General features: G+C 67.7%; 12 protein-coding genes and 1 tRNA gene. 4 read left to right on the top strand and 9 right to left on the bottom strand.

Going from position 1 to position 13070, the window contains the following annotated elements; translation table 11 throughout:
- Window positions 1-14: 14 nt before the first annotated feature.
- Genes AC0J5K_RS06170 through rlmB form a run of 3 tightly spaced genes read right to left on the bottom strand, consistent with a single transcriptional unit; the run spans window position 15 to window position 1834 of the window.
- Window positions 15-647, bottom strand: a complete 633-nt coding sequence (locus tag AC0J5K_RS06170; protein ID WP_048532197.1) for a CDGSH iron-sulfur domain-containing protein — start codon at window positions 645-647, stop codon at window positions 15-17.
- A 13-nt stretch (window positions 648-660) separates the two neighbouring features.
- A complete protein-coding gene (locus AC0J5K_RS06165) occupies window positions 661-993 on the bottom strand; it encodes a hypothetical protein (protein ID WP_274563517.1) in 333 nt (110 codons plus the stop codon).
- 58 nt (window positions 994-1051) lie between these two features.
- Window positions 1052-1834: a 23S rRNA (guanosine(2251)-2'-O)-methyltransferase RlmB gene (rlmB, locus tag AC0J5K_RS06160; RefSeq protein ID WP_274563515.1), complete on the bottom strand. Its 783-nt coding sequence runs from the start codon at window positions 1832-1834 to the stop codon at window positions 1052-1054.
- A gap of 169 nt (window positions 1835-2003) precedes the next feature.
- Between rlmB and AC0J5K_RS06155 the strand changes: the two genes are divergently transcribed.
- Both AC0J5K_RS06155 and AC0J5K_RS06150 read left to right on the top strand, forming a co-directional pair.
- A tRNA-Tyr gene (locus AC0J5K_RS06155) sits at window positions 2004-2087 on the top strand.
- 266 nt (window positions 2088-2353) lie between these two features.
- Window positions 2354-3280 (top strand): 2-dehydropantoate 2-reductase, encoded by a 927-nt coding sequence (locus AC0J5K_RS06150; protein WP_274591103.1) that lies wholly within the window; start codon window positions 2354-2356, stop codon window positions 3278-3280.
- A 12-nt stretch (window positions 3281-3292) separates the two neighbouring features.
- On the opposite strand, the gene iolB is transcribed toward AC0J5K_RS06150, so the two are convergent.
- Genes iolB through iolG form a run of 5 tightly spaced genes read right to left on the bottom strand, consistent with a single transcriptional unit; the run spans window position 3293 to window position 9874 of the window.
- A complete protein-coding gene (gene iolB, locus AC0J5K_RS06145) occupies window positions 3293-4099 on the bottom strand; it encodes a 5-deoxy-glucuronate isomerase (RefSeq protein WP_085851855.1) in 807 nt (268 codons plus the stop codon).
- A 10-nt stretch (window positions 4100-4109) separates the two neighbouring features.
- Window positions 4110-5015: a myo-inosose-2 dehydratase gene (gene iolE / locus AC0J5K_RS06140; RefSeq protein WP_274565298.1), complete on the bottom strand. Its 906-nt coding sequence runs from the start codon at window positions 5013-5015 to the stop codon at window positions 4110-4112.
- A gap of 47 nt (window positions 5016-5062) precedes the next feature.
- Window positions 5063-6895, bottom strand: a complete 1833-nt coding sequence (gene iolD, locus AC0J5K_RS06135) for a 3D-(3,5/4)-trihydroxycyclohexane-1,2-dione acylhydrolase (decyclizing) (protein ID WP_274565299.1) — start codon at window positions 6893-6895, stop codon at window positions 5063-5065.
- A complete protein-coding gene (locus AC0J5K_RS06130; protein ID WP_420398630.1) occupies window positions 6892-8886 on the bottom strand; it encodes a bifunctional 5-dehydro-2-deoxygluconokinase/5-dehydro-2-deoxyphosphogluconate aldolase in 1995 nt (664 codons plus the stop codon). Before AC0J5K_RS06130 ends, iolD begins: the two co-directional genes overlap by 4 nt.
- Window positions 8879-9874, bottom strand: a complete 996-nt coding sequence (iolG, locus tag AC0J5K_RS06125; RefSeq protein WP_274564396.1) for an inositol 2-dehydrogenase — start codon at window positions 9872-9874, stop codon at window positions 8879-8881. The genes AC0J5K_RS06130 and iolG overlap by 8 nt, the downstream gene beginning before the upstream one ends.
- A gap of 155 nt (window positions 9875-10029) precedes the next feature.
- On the opposite strand from iolG, the gene AC0J5K_RS06120 reads away from it, so the two are divergent.
- Window positions 10030-11043, top strand: coding sequence for a LacI family DNA-binding transcriptional regulator (locus tag AC0J5K_RS06120; protein ID WP_274564394.1), 1014 nt, complete (start codon window positions 10030-10032; stop codon window positions 11041-11043).
- A gap of 39 nt (window positions 11044-11082) precedes the next feature.
- Here the strand turns inward: AC0J5K_RS06120 and AC0J5K_RS06115 are convergent, their stop codons facing one another.
- Complete coding sequence (locus AC0J5K_RS06115; protein WP_274564392.1) at window positions 11083-12054, bottom strand: NAD(P)-dependent alcohol dehydrogenase; 972 nt, start codon at window positions 12052-12054, stop codon at window positions 11083-11085.
- 92 nt (window positions 12055-12146) lie between these two features.
- Here AC0J5K_RS06115 and AC0J5K_RS06110 point away from each other — a divergent pair, with 92 nt between their 5' ends.
- Entirely contained in the window at window positions 12147-13070 is a 924-nt protein-coding gene (locus tag AC0J5K_RS06110; RefSeq protein WP_048532207.1) for a LysR family transcriptional regulator, read from the top strand.

The raw sequence follows: 13070 nt of genomic DNA, 5'->3' as shown, positions 1-13070 counted from the left end.
GCCGTCCCATCGCGTCAGACCGGATCCGCGGTAAAGCCGGCCTCCTTGTGACTTCCGTCACAGAAAGGCTTGTTGCCGGACTGGCCGCAGCGGCAGAGAAAGAGCCGGCCCGCCTGTTTCACCCGCCGGCCGGTGCCGGTGGTCACCTCGGCCGGGCCGACCAGCACCAGCGGCCCGTTCTCGCGGCAGGTGATCTTCAGCGGCCCGGGCGCCTGCGCCTCGCCTTCGGCCTCCGCCGGCTCGCCCGTGGCCTGGAACCCGCCCTTGACGTGGCTGTGATCGCAGAACGGCTTGGTCGCGGAGAGCCCGCAGCGGCAGAGCGTGGCGCGCTGCATCCGGTCCTCGCCCATCTGCAAATCTCCGGCCAGAGCCAGCGGCCCGTTTTCCCAGACAGCGACGCGATTGATCGCCGGCGGCGTCTCGTCGCGGCCGCCATCGCGGCGGGCATAGGTCAAGGCGCCGGAGGGACAGGTGCGGATCATCGCCGCGATGTCCTCGGCCGGGGCGGCATCGGGGTCGACCCAGGGCCGGCGCGACGGGTCGAAGACCTGCGGCAGCTTGAGATAGCAATTGCGCGCGTGGATGCAGCGCGACATGTCGAAAGAGATGGCGATGTCCTTACCGTCGTAAGTCCTGGCTTTCCCCATGTTGTCCTCCCGGTCAGTCGAAAATTTCCTCGATCACGTCGAAGGCCTCTTCCAGAAACCAGCTTACGCCGCGTTTCTTTTTCTTCTTCTTGCGCTTGTAGCTGTCGTCGCGCTTCATCTCCCAGAGCGGATTGGGCGTCGCGGACTTGCGTTTGCCGGCCTTCGGCGTCCTGGAGGCCTTCGCCTGTCTGGGCACTTCGGCGCGGGGGCCGGGCATCATCTTGAGGTCATGCAGCGGCGCGCCGCAGCCCTGACAGCTCAGCTCGTGCCGCGTCTTGCCGGTCAGGATCAGCGCGGCGCGGGTGCCGCAATAACAACATGTGGCGATCTTTGTGCCCTGCGGCATCGCATCCTCCGTGATGTGTGCCCTCCAACCTAAGCACGGCACCGCGAATTGAAAGCCTTCAGCCGCGGCTCAGGCTGGCATAAAGCGCCACGGCGGCAGCATTGGAGACATTGAGCGAACCGAAGGCGCCGGCGAAATCGATCCGGACTAGCGCGTCGCAGGTCTCGCGCGTGCGTTCACGCAGCCCCGGCCCCTCGGCGCCCAGCACCAGCGCCACCGGCCGGTCGGCGCGGCCCTCGAGCGCCTGTTCGATGGTCTGCTCGGCTTCGCCGGCCAGTCCGAGGACGATATAGCCCATCTCCTGCAATGCGAGGATCGTATCGGCGAGGTTGCGCACCCTGAGATAGGGCTGCCGCTCCAGCGCGCCGCTGGCGGTCTTGGCCAGCGCACCGGTCTCGGGCGCACTGTGGTGGCGCGGGGCGATCACCGCGCGGGCGCCAAAGACCTCGGCCGAGCGCAGGATGGCGCCCACGTTGTGCGGATCGGTCACCCGGTCGAGCAGCAAGAGCCGCTGCGCCCCCGGCCCGTCGGCCAGCGCCACATCCTCGAGCGAGCCCCAGGCCAGCGGCTTGACCTCGAGCGCCGCGCCCTGGTGCACCGATTGCGGATCGATCGGGGCCGGGAACTTGCGCGGATCGGCCTCTTCGGGGGTCAGGCCGCTGGCGGCGATGGCCGCGTCCAGCTTGGCTGCGGCATTGCGCGTCACGATCAGCCGCAGCTTTTCGCGGGCCGGATTTTCCAGCGCATCGCGCACCGCATGGATGCCAAAGAGCCAGACGGTTTCAGCCGCCGCCGCCCGTTTGGCCTGTTCCTTTTCGACAACCCACTTGGGCTTTTTCATCGCAATCCCCTTCGCCTCTGGCGACAATGGCCGCCCGCGCCCCATGGCGCAACCCGCCGCCCCTTACCGGGCGCAAATGCCCCCCGCAAGAAAAGATGCGGGCCGGCAAATTTTCCCGGATTTCCGGCTTGACCTCCCCCGGCCCCATCATTAATCAGCCCCACACAGTGGGCGACAGGCCGCAAGGTGTGGCAGGGGACTGTAACTCCCTCGCGGAGACGCACGCTTGGTTCGATTCCAAGGTCGCCCACCACTTCTCCAGAACCATGACCCGCCCTCCGGCACAGCCTGCGCGGCTGGATACCGATCGATCCCCCGGATCGATCCCGCGTTCCCTGGCATGTGGCAGCGGCCACCTGCGGTTCCCTCGCGGAGACGCACGCTTGGTTCGATTCCAAGGTCGCCCACCACTTCTCCAGAACCATGACCCGCCCTCCGGCACAGCCTGCGCCGGCCTGTTTCCGCTCGGTTTTCCGCCATCTGCTGTTATGCTTCCCGCAAGATACGGAGGATCAGGCATTGAAGATCGCGGTGATGGGCGCAGGCGCGCTGGGGGGCTATTTCGGCGGACGGCTGGCGCAGGCCGGCCATGAGGTGACATTGATCGCACGGGGCGCGCATCTCGACGCGCTGCGCCGCAACGGTCTGACCATCCGTAGCCCCAAGGGCGACGCGCATCTGCCCGGGATCGGCGCCAGCGGCGATCCGGCCGAGGTCGGGCCGGTCGATACGGTGCTGTTCATGGTCAAGAACATCGACGTCGAACCGGCGGCCGAGGCGATCCGCCCGATGCTGACGCCGGAAACCGCCGTCGTGACCTGCCAGAACGGTATCACCGCCTGGGAACGTCTGGCAGCCGCGATCGGCGCGCAACACGTCATCCCCGGCGTCGCCCGCATTCCCGGCCATATTGCCAAGCCCGGGGTCATCGCCCATACCGCGCCGTTCGACATGCTGACCTTTGGCGAGGCCGGCGGCGGCATCAGCCCGCGCTGCGAAATGCTGGCCGAGGCGCTGACCGAGGCCGGAACCACCCCGGTGCTGCACGAAAACATCCTGATCGATCTCTGGACCAAGTTCTGCGGCCAGAGCACCATGGCCTCGATGACCACGCTGACCGGGCTCGACATGGGGCCGCTGCGTGCCACCGCCGAGAGCCGGGCGCTGTTTCGCGCCGCTGTCGAAGAGGCGGTCGCCGTGGCCCGCGCGGTGCGCCCCGACATGCCGGCGGACACGGCCGAGACGGTCTGGGGCTTCCTCGAGGGGCTGCCCGATCACATGCATGCCTCGATGCTCGACGATCTGCGCAATGGCAAGCCGCTGGAACATGAGTATCTGAGCGGCGATCTGGTGCGGGCCGGCGCAAGTCACGGCGTGCCGACCCCGATCCACAGCGTGCTCTACGCGGCGCTGAAACCGATTGCCGAGGCGCAGATGTCCGGTTGAATGCCGGCGCGGTCACCCGTCTTTATCGATGATCCACTTGACGGCGGGGTCGGGCAGGAATCGCCAGTTGCGGCGGGGGCCGGCCATGACGTTGAGGTAGTACATCTCGAAGCCGTAAGGCGCGCCGCAGGGGTGGTGGCCGCGGGGGACCAGAACGACCTCGCCATCGTGCACCGCCATGCATTCGTCGAGCGTGCCATCCTCGGTATAGACCCGCTGCACGCCGAATCCCGAGGCCGGGTTAAGGCGATGGTAATAGGTTTCCTCCAGATAGGTGATGCGCGGGAAGTCGTCCTCGTCGTGACGGTGGCTGGGGTAGGAGGACCAGTGACCGGCGGGGGTGAATACCTCGGTGACCAAGAGGGAGTCGCAGTAATCCTCGGCTTCCATCGCGATGTTGTTGATGTGGCGGGTGTTGGTGCCCCGGCCGCGTTCGGTGAGCGTGATGCCCTCGGGGCCGATGCGGCGCGGCGCATGGCCGCCGCGGCCCGGCGCCGAACAGACCGCGACGGTGCAATCGGTCTCGGCCAGCAGCGACCATTCGGTCCCGTTCGGCAGGTAAAGACAATGCGGCGGGGTCTTCTCGAAGACATTCATCCGCGCGCCGAGGGTGCCCCAATCCCGGCCGGCGGCGGTGATCGCCGCCTTGCCCTCGACCATGACAAGGATCACCTCGCGCGCGCCGGTCGCCTCGGCCGCGGTCTCGCCGGGGCGCAGGCGGTAGAGCGAGAAGCCGACGTGGCGCCAGCCGGCGCGCGCGGGGGTGATCTCATGCACCTTGCCGTGAGTGCCGAAGGGTTTGCAGAGCAGATCGGGCATGGGCGCCTCCTCAGGGTTGGATGTTCAGTCCGGACCGGGTGCAGATCTCGACGAGATGGTCATACCCGCGCCTGGAATATTCAAACGGCGGCGCCTTGGCCGGATCCTGTTCGGCCTCGACGACGATCCAGCCATCATAGTCCATCGCCTTCAGCCGGTCGGTCACCGCCTGGAAGTCGAGGCAGCCCTCCGGGTCGCCCGGCACCGAATAGACCCCGGCCGCGACGCCGTCGAGGAAGCTGCGGTCCTCGGCCCGGACCCAGTCGAGCACCGGCTGGCGCACGTCCTTGACGTGCACATGATGCACCCGGTCGCCCCAGCGGTCGAGCACCGCCAGCGGATCGGCGCCGGCAAAATGCAGATGCCCGGTGTCATAGAGCAGCGTCAGCGCCGGGTCGGAGCCCGCCATCAGCCAGTCGATGTCGCAGGCATCCTGCACCATGGCGCCCATGTGGTGGTGGTAGGAGAGCACAACCCCCTGATCGCGCGTCCATTTCGCCAGCTCCGAGAGTTTCTTCGCATAGGCGGTCACTTCGTCGCGCGAGAGCCTGGGGCGGCGCGACACCGGCGTGCCCCGGTCGCCCTGGATGGTGTTGGAGCATTCCGCATAGACGATACAGGGCGCGTCGAGGGCGGCGAATTGTTCCACTTGCGCCGCGATCGCCGCCTTCTCGGTCTTGAGGTCGTTGACCAACAGGTTGCCCGAGCACCAGCCGCCGCAAAGCGCGACTCCGTAGCGGTCGAGGTATGCGCGCAGGCCCGCGGTGTCGGCCGGCATTCGGCGGCCGCGCTCGACGCCGGAATAGCCGATCCTGGCGGCATCCTGCATCGCGCCCTCGGTGGTGAAGTCCTTCGTCAGCTCCGGCAGGTCGTCGTTCTGCCAGGCGATCAGGGAGATGCCGATCCTTACAGCCATGGGTCTCGTCCTTCTTGGCGGTGCGTGCAAAGCACGCACCCTACGGATCAATCCGCGCGTTGTTTCTGCTTGTTTTCGGTGTATCGGGCGCGGGCATCGCGCACCGCTGGGCGCTCCGAGACTTCCGGCACGCCGACATCCCACCAGGCGCCGCCGTGTTCGGTCGAGGGATAGGGATCGGTGTCGATCACCACCACGTAAGGCCCCCTGGCGTCGTGACGCCGGGCCAGCGCCGCTTCCAGCTCGGCGATCGAGCCGACCTTGACCGCGGTGGCCCCCATCGCCTCGGCATGTTTGGCAAAGTCGATCGCCGAGGGGGTCTCGTGGATCGTGTGATCGAGCAGGTTGTTGAACTCGGCCCCGCCACAGCCCATCTGGAGCCGGTTGATGCAGCCATAGCCGCGGTTGTCGGTCACCACCACGGTAAAGGCGATGCCCATCATCGCCGCCGTCGCCATCTCGGAATTGGCCATCATGTAGGTGCCGTCGCCGGTAAAGCAGATCACGTCGCGCGCCGGATCCGCCATCTTGATGCCCATGGCGCCGGCGATCTCGTAGCCCATGCAGCTAAAGCCGTATTCCATGTGGTAGCTGCCCGGGCGCCCGGCCTTCCACAACTTGTGCAGCTCGCCCGGCATGGTGCCGGCGGCGCACATGACGACGGTTTCCGGCGTGGCGGCGCGCTGCACCGCGCCGATCACCTGCATGTCGGTCGGCAGCTGATTGCTGTCCTCAGGCGCCGCCGTCAGCGGGTCGACCTTGGCGAACCAGTCGTCTTTCAGCCCGTCGGTCTTGCCCGGCGCGGTATAGCCGTCGAGCGCCGCGCTCAACTCCGTCAGCCCGACCAGGGCGTCCGCCAGCAACGGCGCGGCGCCGTGTTTCATCGCGTCATAGGCCGCGACATTGAGCGAGATCAGCCTGCGCGACGGATTGGCGAACAGCCCCCACGACCCGGTGGTGAAGTCCTGGAACCGCGTGCCGACCCCGAGCACCATATCGGCCTCGGCGCAGACCGTATTGGCCGCCGCGCCGCCGGTGACACCGACCGGTCCGAGGTTGAGCGCATGGTCCCAGGGCAGCGCCGATTTGCCGGCCTGGGTCTCGGTCACCGGGATGTTGTGCGCCTCGGCAAAGGCGTGCAGCGCCCCGGTGGCACCGGCGTAATGCACCCCGCCGCCGGCCACGATCACCGGGCGGCGGGCGGCGCGGATGATCTCGGCGACCTCGGCCAGCTCGGCCTCGTCGGGGCGGATGCGACGCGGGCGCCAGACCCGGGGCACAAAGAAACTCTCGGGATATTCAAAAGCTTCGGCCTGAACATCCTGACAGAAAGACAGGCAGACCGGGCCGCAGTCTGCCGGATCGGTCAGGACGCGAAAGGCCCGCGGCAGCGCCGTCAGAAGCTGTTCCGGGCGGGTAATGCGGTCAAAATACCGCGTCAGCGGCCTAAACGCATCATTAACGGTTGCCGTGCCATCCTGGAGGTCCTCGATCTGTTGCAGCACCGGGTCGGGGCCACGGGTGGCAAAGACGTCGCCCGGGATCAGCAGCACGGGCAGCCGATTGACATGCGCCAGCGCCGCGGCGGTGACCATGTTGGCCGCCCCCGGACCGATCGAGGAGGTGACCGCCATCGCCCGTTTGCGCCCCGATTGCTTGGCATAGGCAATCGCGGCATGCGCCATGGTCTGTTCGTTGTGGCCGCGCCAGGTGGGAAAGCTGTCCTTCACGGCATGCAGCGCCTCGCCGAGCCCGGCCACATTGCCATGGCCGAAGATCGCCCAGCACCCGGCAAGGAAAGGATCGCCATCCTGGTTTTTCTGCGCCGCGATATAGCGCACCATCGCCTGTGCGGCGGTCAGTCGGATCGTTGCTGTCATGTGGCCTCCTCCATGGCCCGGGCGCGGGCCTTGTCCCAGATGGTGCACAGGCGGCTGTAGTTCTCGGCCATTTCGGCCACCGCCTCGGCATCGGTGATCTCGCCGGCCAGCCAGCGCCGCGCGGCCGGGCCAAAGATCGTGCGCCCCACGGCAAAGCCCTTGACCAGCGGCTGTTTCGCGGCCAGCGCAAAGCTCTCCGCCAGCGCCTCTTCCGGCGCGTCGAGCCCCAGCACCACGATGCCGCGGCTGCGCGGATCGTTGCGGGTGATCGCTGCCACCGCATTCGCCCAGGCCGCCTCGGTCCTGAACGGCTCCAGCTTCCACCAGTCGGGAAAGACGCCGGCATCATAGAAGCGCTGGATCAGCCTGGCCGAGGTCTCGTCATCCACCGGCCCGACCTTGGACGGGATGAGTTCCAGCAGGAATTCCAGCCCGTTGCGCCGCGCCGCCGTGAACAGGCGCGTCACCTGCCCGACCTGCGCGGCCATCGTGTCGGCAGCGTCGTCGGGGTGGCAGAAGACCAGCAGCTTGACCACATTCTCGCGGGCCCATTCGCGGAACTGGCCGAGATCGGCGCCCAGTTCCGGCTCGAAGGCGATCGGCCGCGAGCCCGGAAGCTCCGTCGGCCGCCCGATCCACAGCCCGCTGCCGGAGGCCCGGTGCAGCGCCGCGCGCCCGATGCGGTTGTCGCAGAGGATGCCGTAGCCCGGCCGGCCGGCCTGCACCCGCAGCGCGGCCTCAAGGCAGAGTTCCTTGAACCGGCCGCCCTTTTCCAGGGTATAGCCGTCCATCTCCTCGAGCTGAAGGCGGTGGTCGAAGGCAAAGGTCTTGACCTGCGACCAGTCGCCCCCCGATCTGGAAGAGCGGGTGGTCGCCCAATGCACCTGCTCCAACGCGGCATCGTTCCTGAGGTCGGGCCGTTGCAGGCCCCGGTCGAAGAAGAATTGCAGCTCGTCCCAGGACGGATAGGCCGGGGTGCAGCCATGGCGGCTGACCGCGAAGGCGCCGCAGGCATTGGCGTATTTGAGCGCGGTGGGCCAGTCCTCGCCCCCCTTCTCGAAATCGAGCCAGCCCTTCAGCAACCCCGACATGAAGCCATCGCCCGCGCCCAGCACGTTGAACACCTCGATCGGGAAACCGGGGCCTGTCTCGCCCTCATCGAGGCTGTCGGGGATCGCGCCGGTGAAGGCCACCGCGCCGGCCGCGCCGCGTTTGCAGACCAGCGTCGCACCCGAGACCGCCCGCACCGCGCGCAGCGCCGCGACCGTGTCGGTCGAGCCACCTGCGATGTGGAACTCCTCCTCGGTGCCGACAATCAGGTCGAACAGAGGCAGGCTTTCCTGCAATTTGGCGGTCACCGCGGCGCTTTCGACAAAGCGGCGCTCGCCCGCGCCATGGCCCGCCACCCCCCAGAGGTTGGGCCGGTAATCGATGTCGAGCGCGCATCTCGCCCCCGCCGCCCGCGCGATCTCCAGCGCCTTCAGCGTCGCCGCCTCGACCTTGGGGTTCGACAGATGCGTGCCGGTCGCCACCACCGCCCGCGCCCGGCGGATGAAATCGGGGTCGATGTCATCCTCGGTCAGCCCCATGTCGGCGCAATTCTCGCGGTAGAAGATCAGCGGAAACTGCTCCTGGTCGCGGATGCCCAGGAGCACCAGCGCGGTCAGCCGCTCCGGGTCGACCTTGACGCCCTCGGTGCTCACCCCCTCACGCGCCAGCTGCTCGGTGATGAAGCGGCCCATGTGCTCGTCCCCCACCCCGGTGATCACGGCCGAACGCAACCCCAGCCGTGCCGTGCCGCAGGCGATATTGGTCGGCGAGCCGCCAATGTACTTGTCGAAGGACCCCATATCCTCCAACCGCCCGCCAACCTGCGCGCCGTAAAGATCCACCGACGACCGGCCGATGGTGATCAGATCGAGCTCATGTTCGCCGGACGTATTTGCGGACGCAAAGCCTGTGCCCACTTTTGCTGCAAATACTTCAGACATCCGCAAGCCTCACGGGTTGGCCGGACTTGGCGGATCGCGTCGCCGCCTCGGCCATCGCCAGCGCCGCCACCCCGTCCTCCAGCGTCACCGGCATCGCCGCGCCGGAGTTGATCGCGGTCACGAAGGCCTCCCATTCGGCGGCATAGGCCGGCATGTAGCGTTCGAGGAAGAACAGCACCGGCCTGGCGCCGGTCACGCCGGCCGCGGTGGATTTGACCACGGTGTTTTCCGCGATATTCTGCGCCTGCAACAGCCCTTCGGAGCCAAGAAGCTCGATCCGCTGATCATAGCCATACACCGCCCGGCGCGAGTTCTTGATCACCGCGATGCGGCCATCGGCATAGCTCAGCGTGACCACGGCGGTATCGACATCGCCCGACGCGCCGATCTCGGGGTCGACAACCGAACTGCCGGTGGCCGAGACCGAGACCGGCGCCCCGCCCATCAGGAAATTCGCCATGTCGAAATCATGGATCATCATGTCGCGGAACAGCCCGCCCGAGACCTTGATGTAGGACACCGGCGGCGGCGCCGGATCGAAGGAGGTGAGCGACAGCAACTCGGGTTTGCCCACCTCGCCCGCGTCGAGCGCGGATTTCAGCGCGCCGAAGCTGGGGTCGAACCGCCGGTTGAAGCCGATCATCACCGGCTGGCCCTTGCCTCGTGTCGCGGCAAGACAGCGCTGCGCCCGCTCCAGCGAAAGATCGACCGGTTTCTCGCACAGCACCGCCTTGCCCGCCGCCGTCGCCCGTTCGATCAGATCGGAGTGCGTGTCCGTCGAGGTCGCGATCAGCACCGCGTCAATCTCGGCATCGGCAAGGATCCCGTCCGTCGTGCGCGCCGTGGCGCCGTATTGCGCGGCCAGCCTTTCCGCATTGTCAGGAACGAAATCCGACACCGCAACCAGCGTGCTGTCGGCATGGCGGGTGATGGTGCGGGCATGGACAAAACCGATCCGCCCTGCCCCAAGAAGTCCGACCCTCAGCATGTTCATCTCCCCCGATTCCCTTTGATTTGGCCGCAACATGGTCAAGCTTGCTCGCGCGTGCAAGAGCTTATTGCACGCGCGAGCAAAATGTGGTCTACCCGGTCTCATTACGGCGCGCCCGGCGCCGGGCGCAGAAGGAGCGACCAGCACAACGCATGACAGACGACGAGCTTTCTTCCCGGCCCCTGCCCACCGCAGACGACGTGGCAGCGATTGCCGGCGTGTCGCGCTGGACGGTGACCCGCGCCTTCAAGAACAATGCCTCGATCTCGGAAAAGACCCGCGCCAAGGTGATGGCGGCGGCAGAGGAGCTGGGCTATGCGCCTGATCTGCTGGCCTCTTCCCTGGCCTCGGAGCGGTCGAACCTGGTGGCGGTTTTGGTTGACGATTTCAACAACCCGCACAAGCTGGTGATGCTCGAACGGCTCACCACGGCGATGCGCAATGCCGGGCTCGACACCTTGCTGGTCAACACCCTGGGGTCGGAGGATGCGCAGCACGCGCTGCGCAATGCCACCCAGCGGCGGGTCGATGCGGCGGTGCTGATCGGGGTGAATTTCGACGATTCGATCCTGCATGCGGCGCTGGGGGCGCGGCGGGTGAAGAAACTGATCCTCTTTGCCCGCGCCTCGGACCATCCCGAGACCATCTCGATCTGCGTCGATGACGTCGCGGCGATGCGCGAGATCACCGACTACGTGATCGACAAGGGCTATCGCCGGCCGCTGTTCCTGGCCGGCCCCGACACCCGTTCGGCGCATGTCTTTCGCAAGGAGACCTTTGTCGCCCATTGGCAGAGCCGTTTCGACGTCACGCCAGAGGTGCTGAGCGTCGGCTCCTATGACCCGCGCCGCGCCTTCGAGATCATCGAGCGCAATCTGACGTCGCGTCGCGCCTACCCGGATGTGATCGTCTGCGAGAACGATGCGCTGGCAATCGGCGCGATGGATGCGCTGCGCCACGCGCTGGGGCTGCGGGTGCCCGACGACATTGCCGTCACCGGCTTTGACGATGTGCCGTTGGCGGCCAACCGGGTCTATGACCTGACCACCTATCGCCAGCCGATGACCGCCATGGCCGAGGCGCTTGCCGAGGTGGTGCTCAACCGCAGTGACGGCAGCGGCCTGTGCCAGTTCGGCGGTCGCCTGGTGCCCCGGCACAGCGCCTGAGAGCGCCCGCCGGAGCCGCAATCCGCCCTCAAGCCGCCCTCAGGCCGCCATGTCGAGCAGAACCGCGCCCTGGCGGTGGCGCCCCTCGACAAGCGCATAGGCGGCCCGGATTTCCGTGAGCGGAAACCGCCGGTCGATCACCGGGCGCAGGCGGCCCTCCTCGACCCAGCGCGCGAGTACCCGCAGATCCGCCTTGGTGTCACCGCTGACCCCGAGGCGCAGCTTTCGCCGACCGAAGACCTGCGACCAGAGCGCCTGCCCGATCTCGCGCACCCCGAAGTTCAGCGGCACGAAGACCCCCCTGGGCGCAAGCACCGCCCGGGCGGTGGCGAAATCCGTCGCGCCCACGGTGTCGATCACCACATCGAACCGGCTGCCCAGCCCGCGCAGCGACTGGCGGCGGTAATCGACGAAGCCCACCGCCCCCAGGCCGCGCACAAAGGCCTCATGCGCGCCGGAGGCGACGCCGGTCACCTCTGCCCCCAGGGCCCGCGCAATCTGCACCGCATAGGCACCGACCCCGCCGGAGGCCCCGACCACCAGCAACTTCTGCCCCGGGGCGAGCTTTGCATAGTCGCGCAGGAACACCAGCGCCGAGAGCCCGCCGAACGGCAGCGCCGCCGCCTCGGCCGGATCGAGCCCCTCGGGCACCGGCAGCACCGCGCCAGCGGCCTTGACCACAAGGTATTCCGCATGCGCGCCCTGCATCACAAAGCCAAAGACCGCCTGCCCCGGCGCGAACTCGGTCACGCCCGCGCCCAGCGCCACCACCTCGCCGGAAAACTCGCTGCCCAGCACCGGCTGGCGCGGGCGGCGCAGCCCGAACATCAGCCGCCCCGGAACCGCCAGGACGCCGGGAAAGGCCGCCGCGCGCAGCCGCCAGTCGGCGGTCGTCACGCTGCCATGCGCCACCTTGACCAGCATCTCGCCCGGCCCGGGCGCGGGCCGGGCGGTGTTTTCGATCCGAACCACCTCGGGCCCGCCATATTTCCGATAGATCGCCGCTTTCATGACCGGCCTCCTTCCTCGGGTTGATCCCCTGATTGACGCCAAGGTAGCCATGCGCGAGCCTTTGGGGAATTGACCAATCCGGCAGGGCTGATATGCATTTTCGCATGGATTGGCGCAGCATCACCTTTGACTGGAACCGCGCCCGCGCGTTCCTGGTGACCGCCGAGGAGGGCTCGCTTTCGGCCGCCGCCCGTGCGTTGGGCATGGCGCAACCCACGCTTGGCCGTCAGGTCAGCGCCCTCGAGGATGAATTGGGCGTGGCGCTGTTTGAACGCACCGGCCGGGGGCTGGAGCTGACGCCCACCGGGATCGAGCTTGTCGATCATGTCCGCGCCATGGGCGCCGCTGCCACCCGCATCTCGCTTGCCGCCTCGGGGCAGAGCCAGGAAATCGCCGGGCGGGTCTGCATCACCGCATCCGAGATCTATTCCGCCTATCTGCTGCCCGCCGTGGTGGCCGAGCTGCGTCAGAACGCGCCGGGGCTCGAGATCGAAATCAACGCCACCAATGCGGTGACCGACCTGCGCCGCCGCGAGGCCGATATCGCGATCCGCAACACCGCGCCGAAAGATCCGGCGCTGACCGCCAAGCGGATCGCCGAGGACACCGGCTGGTTTTATGCCTCCGAGGCCTATCTGGCCCGCCGGGGCACGCCACAGGGGCTGGAGGATTTCGCCGGACATGACTTTGTCGCCATGGACAGCGCCGAACAGATGATCGGTGCGCTGGCGAATTTCGACATCCCCCTGACGCGTGAGATGCTGGCCATCCGCGCCGACAACCACCTGGTGCATTGGGAGCTGGCCCGGCAAGGTGTGGCGATCGGCATCGGGCCGGATTTCCTTGGCCGATCCACCCCGGGCATGGTGCGGCTCTTGCCGGGGCACGGGCCGATCCGCTACCCGGTCTGGCTGGTGGCGCATCGCGAGGTGAAATCCTCGCGCCGCATCCGCCTGGTCTGGGACAGGATCGAGCGGCACCTGCGCGCCCGGCTGCGCCCGAAACCCGAAGAGTGA

The organism is Marinovum sp. E3 (assembly GCF_055755275.1).
Note: the sequence above shows the minus strand (reverse complement) of the source record. Positions and strands in the feature narration are given on the sequence as shown.

What these genes read in the sequence shown, in the direction of transcription:
- rlmB (WP_274563515.1), bottom strand. Translation starts at nt 1,834, where the DNA reads ATGAAAAAGCCCAAGTGGGTTGTCGAAAAGGAACAGGCCAAACGGGCG.
- iolG (WP_274564396.1), bottom strand. Translation starts at nt 9,874, where the DNA reads ATGCTGAGGGTCGGACTTCTTGGGGCAGGGCGGATCGGTTTTGTCCAT.
- AC0J5K_RS06115 (WP_274564392.1), bottom strand. Translation starts at nt 12,054, where the DNA reads ATGAAAGCGGCGATCTATCGGAAATATGGCGGGCCCGAGGTGGTTCGG.
- AC0J5K_RS06165 (WP_274563517.1), bottom strand. Translation starts at nt 993, where the DNA reads ATGCCGCAGGGCACAAAGATCGCCACATGTTGTTATTGCGGCACCCGC.
- iolD (WP_274565299.1), bottom strand. Translation starts at nt 6,895, where the DNA reads ATGACAGCAACGATCCGACTGACCGCCGCACAGGCGATGGTGCGCTAT.
- iolE (WP_274565298.1), bottom strand. Translation starts at nt 5,015, where the DNA reads ATGGCTGTAAGGATCGGCATCTCCCTGATCGCCTGGCAGAACGACGAC.
- AC0J5K_RS06170 (WP_048532197.1), bottom strand. Translation starts at nt 647, where the DNA reads ATGGGGAAAGCCAGGACTTACGACGGTAAGGACATCGCCATCTCTTTC.
- AC0J5K_RS06130 (WP_420398630.1), bottom strand. Translation starts at nt 8,886, where the DNA reads ATGTCTGAAGTATTTGCAGCAAAAGTGGGCACAGGCTTTGCGTCCGCA.
- iolB (WP_085851855.1), bottom strand. Translation starts at nt 4,099, where the DNA reads ATGCCCGATCTGCTCTGCAAACCCTTCGGCACTCACGGCAAGGTGCAT.
- AC0J5K_RS06120 (WP_274564394.1), top strand. Translation starts at nt 10,030, where the DNA reads ATGACAGACGACGAGCTTTCTTCCCGGCCCCTGCCCACCGCAGACGAC.
- AC0J5K_RS06110 (WP_048532207.1), top strand. Translation starts at nt 12,147, where the DNA reads ATGCATTTTCGCATGGATTGGCGCAGCATCACCTTTGACTGGAACCGC.